The sequence below is a fragment of the Pseudomonas sp. NDM genome (genome assembly GCF_003105095.1).
Taxonomy (GTDB): Bacteria; Pseudomonadota; Gammaproteobacteria; order Pseudomonadales; family Pseudomonadaceae; genus Aquipseudomonas; species Aquipseudomonas moraviensis_A.
Genome location: NZ_QETJ01000238.1, coordinates 1 through 5,506, shown reverse-complemented (window position 1 = coordinate 5,506; position 5,506 = coordinate 1). Strand labels below are relative to the sequence as shown.

The 5,506-nt window shown below is 61.9% G+C and carries 6 protein-coding genes and 1 pseudogene; 5 read left to right on the top strand and 2 right to left on the bottom strand.

Going from position 1 to position 5,506, the window contains the following annotated elements; all coding sequences use genetic code 11:
* Nucleotides 1-66: 66 nt before the first annotated feature.
* The gene (locus tag DCO47_RS25480) at nt 67-858 is read right to left on the bottom strand and encodes a 1-acyl-sn-glycerol-3-phosphate acyltransferase (protein WP_116659192.1); all 792 of its coding nucleotides are present in this window, start codon (nt 856-858) and stop codon (nt 67-69) included.
* Nucleotides 858-1,613 (bottom strand): L-ornithine N(alpha)-acyltransferase, encoded by a 756-nt coding sequence (olsB, locus tag DCO47_RS25475; RefSeq protein WP_042608179.1) that lies wholly within the window; start codon nt 1,611-1,613, stop codon nt 858-860. Before olsB ends, DCO47_RS25480 begins: the two co-directional genes overlap by 1 nt.
* 153 nt (nt 1,614-1,766) lie before the next feature.
* Here olsB and DCO47_RS25470 point away from each other — a divergent pair.
* The 5 genes and pseudogenes from DCO47_RS25470 to DCO47_RS25450 all read left to right on the top strand — a co-directional run.
* Nucleotides 1,767-1,899 (top strand): annotated as a pseudogene (locus DCO47_RS25470) (acyl-CoA dehydrogenase); the annotation flags it as partial.
* 205 nt (nt 1,900-2,104) lie between these two features.
* Complete coding sequence (locus DCO47_RS25465) at nt 2,105-3,184, top strand: serine hydrolase (protein ID WP_116659191.1); 1,080 nt, start codon at nt 2,105-2,107, stop codon at nt 3,182-3,184.
* On the top strand, nt 3,181-3,477 hold the full coding sequence (locus DCO47_RS25460; protein ID WP_116659190.1) for an amidase: 297 nt from the start codon (nt 3,181-3,183) through the stop codon (nt 3,475-3,477). Before DCO47_RS25465 ends, DCO47_RS25460 begins: the two co-directional genes overlap by 4 nt.
* Nucleotides 3,478-3,681: 204 nt before the next feature.
* The gene (locus DCO47_RS25455; protein ID WP_042608176.1) at nt 3,682-4,272 is read left to right on the top strand and encodes a YceI family protein; all 591 of its coding nucleotides are present in this window, start codon (nt 3,682-3,684) and stop codon (nt 4,270-4,272) included.
* Nucleotide 4,273: 1 nt separating this feature from the next.
* Nucleotides 4,274-5,431 (top strand): phosphatidylserine/phosphatidylglycerophosphate/cardiolipin synthase family protein, encoded by a 1,158-nt coding sequence (locus DCO47_RS25450; RefSeq protein WP_116659189.1) that lies wholly within the window; start codon nt 4,274-4,276, stop codon nt 5,429-5,431.
* Nucleotides 5,432-5,506 lie beyond the last annotated feature (75 nt).

The following is a 5,506-nucleotide window of genomic DNA, read 5'->3' as shown; positions in this document are numbered from 1 at the left end:
GTTCATGCAAATGTGACTGACAGACCGCCATCGCGAGCAGGCTCACTCCTACAGGGGATTTGTGTTTCAGGCAGCAATTGCCGGGCGCATTGGCGATTGTCGGCTTTCCGGAATCGATCCAAACAACACCTTCTGCACCGCCTGCTGCGCTTCGAACGCCAGCGCCGCGCGCTCGCGGCCCTGACAGGCAATCGGTTTGAGCAGATGCACTTCGACATCGCCGCAGTCATGGCTGAACAGGCGCATCAGATGCGAGAGCAGATCATCGTCACCAATGAACGGCGCCAGCGCATCGATTTTGCCCTCGCGCAGGTAACGGATCGCCACCGGTTGCAGCATCACCTGCGAATCGATCGCCGCCGACAGCAGGCGACCATGGAAAGTGCGCAGCGAACGGCCGTCGGTGGTAGTGCCTTCAGGGAACATCAGCAGTGAATGTTCGGTTTGCAAATGACGGGTCATCTGTTTGCGGATCAACTGGCTGTCGCCCGAACCACGGCGGATGAACAGACTGCCGGCCTTGGCCGCGAGCCAACCGGCCACCGGCCAGGTGCGCACTTCGGCCTTGGACAGAAACGACAGCGGCGTGAGCATGCCCAGCAGCGGAATATCGGTCCACGACACGTGATTGCTGACCCACAGCATCGGCTGTTTCGGCAGCTCACCGTGCACGCTCACGCGAAAGGGCAGGGCGTTGCTCAGCCGCGCCATGAAGAAGCGCGACCAGCGCTGGCGCCGCTCCATCGAATGGGCCAGACCGATGCGCTCGAACACGCCGAAGACGCTGGCCATGGTCAATCCCAGCGTCACCACCAGCAGCACTCGCGCGATTCGCGCGTACACCCGCAACCGGCTCATCACACCGCCGCCTTGAAGTGCCTGGCGTAGCGCGGGCAGAGTTCGTCGCGCTTGAGCAGGATGAACACGTCGGCGACCTGGAAGTCTTCGTCCCAGCACGGCTCGCCGCAGATCTTCGCACCGAGGCGCATGTAAGCCTTGAGCAGCGGCGGCATTTCGGCGATGACGTTGGAGGGGATATCCAGCGTCGGCAGCGGATTTTTCGGCTCGGCCCGCAGGTGTTCGGTGCACAGATAACGTTCGCGCAAACGCTGCATGATTGCGTGGGCCTGAATGCCGCCGTCCTGCATCGGAATGCTCGCGCAACCCATCAGATAGCTGTAGCCGCCCTGATTGAGTACTTCGGCCAACTCGCCCCAGAGCACGGCGATGGTGCCGCCGTTGCGGTACGCCGGGTCGACGCAGGTGCGGCCGATTTCCAGGATCGGACCTTGCAGATGCGCGAGCCCATGCAGGCTGAATTCTTCTTCGCTGTAGAACTTGCCGAGGCTGCTGGCGGCGGTGTGATCGAGCAAACGCGTGGTTGCGACCAGACGCCCGGTGTTCAGATCACGCACGCCGATGTGGCTGCAGTGAACATCATAATCATCCATGTCCAGACCCAGTTCCGCGCCTTTCAATTTGGCGTTGAACTCGCCGCTGAAGACGGCGAAGCGCAGGGCCTGGGCTTGCTGCAAGGCTTCGGCGCCGACCAGGCGTTCGGCTTGCAGGCGGCGTTCATTGCCGGTGTCGCTGATGCGGGCGATTTGCGTCATGTGAATCTCCGTACGGGCCTTTAACCCGTCGTGGGTTGCAGCCGATCGACTTTCTTTATGCAGCCGTGTTGTGCAAAGTCAGGCTATGTAGCCCCGGTGTCATCGCCATGAACGTTCGGTGATGCTTATATGACAGCCCACAAGGAGGCGCCCGTGCCCTGGACAGAACTGCTGCACCGCCGTGAACGCCTGCCCGCCGCTGCTGATCTGGCCGAAGGTTTTGCAACGTTGTCGCAGGCGCTGGGCAACGTCACGCCGTTCGAATTGGCGGTGGCCGGCGGGGGCGAGGGCGAAGCGCTTGGCCAAGGCTCTTGCATCGGCCTGACTGGCCTCATCGCGAGCAGGCTCACTCCTACAGTTGATCGCGTTTGTTCAGTTGGAATGCGATCAAACTGTAGGAGTGAGCCTGCTCGCGATAGCAATATACGAAACGCCACCAACCTGTCATGAACCCCGCCTAATCTCAGCAGACCAACCCCAGAGCCTCAACCATGTTCAAAGGCCTGTCCCTGTTCCTGCTGCTGATCAGCCTCACCGCTCACGCCGAACAATGGCCGAATGAGCAATGGCCAATCGGCTCGCCGATCGCGGGCCCCGCCGTCGAGGCACTGGAAAGTTACGCCTTCCCGCCCCGTGACGACGCCACCCGTAAGGGCATCCGCACCGACGCCTTGTTGATCATCCGCGACGGCCAGATCGTCTACGAACGCTACGCCGGCCCGACCACCGCTCAGAGCCCGCATTTGACCTGGTCGATCAGCAAAAGCCTGCTGGCTACGGTGCTCGGTGTGGCCTACGGCGAAGGCCGGTTCAAACTCGACGACCCGGCCCTGAAGTTCTACCCGGCGCTGGAAAAACACCCGGCGATCAGCCTCGGCCATCTGCTCAACTGGGCGTCCGGTCTGGACTGGCAGGAAGACTACGAATACGCCCCGCTGAAATCGTCGGTGGTAGCGATGCTCTACACCCGGGGCCATCGCGACATGGCGGCATTCACTGCGAACCACGACGCTTATGCCGCACCGGGTCAGGCTTTCCGTTATTCCAGCGGCGACAGCAATCTGCTCGCCGCCGCGCTGAAAACTATCGTGGGGCCGCAGCGTTATGCCGACTATCCGTGGACAGCACTGTTCGAACCCTTGGGCATCCGCCATGCCGTGTGGGAAAGCGATGCCCGCGGCACCTTTGTCGCCTCGTCCTATGCTTATCTCACTGCACGGGATCTGGCGCGGGTCGGCCTGCTGATGGCGCGCGGCGGGCGCTGGAACGATCGGCAGTTGCTGCCCGAGGATTGGCTCGCGTTCAACCTCACACCGTTTGCCGGCTACAAGGCGCATCAGGACGAAGCCGTGCCGGGCGGCCATTGGTGGCTCAATCGTCCTGTCGATGGCGCAGCATCACCGTGGCCCGACGCCCCGCCCGACACCTTCGCCGCCCTCGGCCACTGGGGCCAGGCGCTGTACGTGATGCCCAGCCGGAAGCTGGTGATCGTGCGTTACGGCGATGACCGCGATGGCAGCTACCGGCACAACGAACTGCTCAAACGCGTGTTGCAGGCGGTGCGGCCATGAAGCGTTTTTTGCTGGTGCTGCAGTTGTTACTGCTCGGCTGGGGCTGGTATGAACGCGAGAATCTCTGGGCGTTTGCGGACATCATCAGCGCCTACACCGCCAAGGAATATTGCTCGTGCCGGTATGTGATGAACAACGATGCCGGGTATTGCCGCGGGTATGTGAAGCAGTGGCTGCCAACCAGCGGTTTTACCGATGACCCGTCGAGCAAAACCATTACCGTCAGCGGCATGGGCCGCAGCAACAGCGCGCAGTGGCTGAGCGAACGCCAGGGCTGTCGCCTGAATCCCTGACCACAGCCGATCCCCTTGTAGGAGTGAGCCTGCTCGCGATAGCGGTCTGACATTTAAAAAAGATGTCGACTGATATGCCGTCATCGCGAGCAGGCTCACTCCTACAGGATTTCACCAGCCAATCAATCAGTGGTGATCTCCAGTTTGCAATAACCGTGGAGGCGGTTAAGGTTCGTGCAGGTTTATCGCCCCCACGAGTGTTCAATGTTCAACCGCTCCCTCTATACAGTCTTCGCCAGTCTGCTGTTGACCGCCGCTGCACTGCCGGCCCAGGCCAATTGGTATCTGGACGGCGAATCGTCGCGGCTGTCGTTCGTCAGCACCAAAAATGCCAGCGTGTCGGAAGTGCAGCGCTTTCTGGTGCTGCACGGCAAGGTCGATCCCAACGGTCGCGCCGAAGTCGAAGTCGAGCTCGAATCGATCAACAGTGGCATTCCCCTGCGTGATGAACGCATGCGCAAAGAGCTGTTCCAGATCGAGCAATTCCCCGCAGCGACCATCACCACGCAGATCGACCTGCGCCCGATCAACGATCTGGCCCCCGGCGCGCAGCTGGAATTACGCCTGCCGCTGACCGTCAGCCTGCACGGCAAGCAGCACGAATACCCGGCCGAGTTGCTCGCCACGCGTCTCGATGATCGACGCTTTCAGGTGGTGACCCTGGAGCCGCTGGTGATCAACGCCGAGGATTTCGATCTGGCGCCGGGCCTGGAAAACCTGCGCAAACTCGCCGACCTGTCGGCCATCAGTCTGTCGGTGCCGGTGGGTGCGGTGCTGATCTTCACGGCGCGCTGACATGCGCGGTGCGGTGTTCCCCTGGCGTGACGGCAACCGTTTCGAACTGTTGATCGACGGCCCGCAATTCTTTCCGCGCATGCTCGAGCACATTGCCCTCGCCAAAGAGCAGATCGAACTGGAGCTGTATCTGGTCGAGGCCGGCGCCTGCGCCGAAGCCATCGTCCAGGCTCTGGTCGCGGCGGCCGAGCGCGGTGTGCGCGTCCGGTGCCTGTTCGATGATTACGGCAGTCTCGCGTTTACCCTGACACTGCGTCAGCGCCTGACCGAGGCGGGCGTCGAGCTGCGTTTCTACAATCGCCTGAGCTGGCGGCGCTGGGTCGGCAACTTCTACCGCGATCACCGTAAATTGCTGCTGGTCGATCAATGCCTCGCGGTGGTCGGCGGCACGGGCGTGACCGATGAATTCTGGACGCCGGGCCATGATGTCAGCGAGTGGCACGAAGTCATGGTGGAGATCAGCGGCCCGTTGGTGATCGATTGGCAATTGCTGTTTGATCGGCAGTGGATCGCCAACCGTTACCGCCGCGCCTGGCGCCCGGCCGCGCATTTCGGGTTACCGCGCCTGCCGCGTGTGCCGGACAAGGGCGAGGGCATGGGCCGTGTGGCTTACGCCGATGCCCGTCAGCACCGCGACATTCTGCAATCACTGTTCCGCGCCTTGAACAGCGGCCAGCAACGCATCTGGATGGCCACGCCGTACTTTCTGCCAACCTGGCAAATCCGCCGCTCCCTGCGCAAAGCCGCGGCACGCGGTGTCGATGTGCGTCTGTTGCTGACCGGGCCGCGGACTGATCACCCTTCGGTGCGCTACGCCGGGCATCGCTACTACCCGCGCCTGCTCAAGGCCGGGGTGCAGATCTTCGAATACCAGCCGTGCTTCCTGCACCTGAAAATGGTTCTGGTGGACGATTGGGTGAGCATCGGCTCGTGCAACTTCGATCACTGGAATCTGCGTTTCAATCTGGAGGCGAATCTGGAGGCACTGGATCCGGCGCTGACGGCAGCGGTGGAGGCGAGCTTTGAGAAGGACTTCGGCTTGAGTCAGTTGGTGAGCCTGGAGCAATGGCAGCGCCGGCCGTTGTGGCGGCGGGTGAAGCAGCGGGTGTGGGGCTGGGTAGATCGGTTGGTGGTGAATATTCTCGATAGACGCGGTTGAAGCAAGATCAAAAGATCGCAGCCTTCGGCAGCTCCTACAATGGCAGGGTGTACAACATGTAGGAGCTGCCGAAGG

Coding starts and splice junctions, on each gene's coding strand:
- DCO47_RS25465 (WP_116659191.1), top strand. CDS start 2,105: ATGTTCAAAGGCCTGTCCCTGTTCCTGCTGCTGATCAGCCTCACCGCT.
- DCO47_RS25450 (WP_116659189.1), top strand. CDS start 4,274: ATGCGCGGTGCGGTGTTCCCCTGGCGTGACGGCAACCGTTTCGAACTG.
- DCO47_RS25480 (WP_116659192.1), bottom strand. CDS start 858: ATGAGCCGGTTGCGGGTGTACGCGCGAATCGCGCGAGTGCTGCTGGTG.
- olsB (WP_042608179.1), bottom strand. CDS start 1,613: ATGACGCAAATCGCCCGCATCAGCGACACCGGCAATGAACGCCGCCTG.
- DCO47_RS25460 (WP_116659190.1), top strand. CDS start 3,181: ATGAAGCGTTTTTTGCTGGTGCTGCAGTTGTTACTGCTCGGCTGGGGC.
- DCO47_RS25455 (WP_042608176.1), top strand. CDS start 3,682: ATGTTCAACCGCTCCCTCTATACAGTCTTCGCCAGTCTGCTGTTGACC.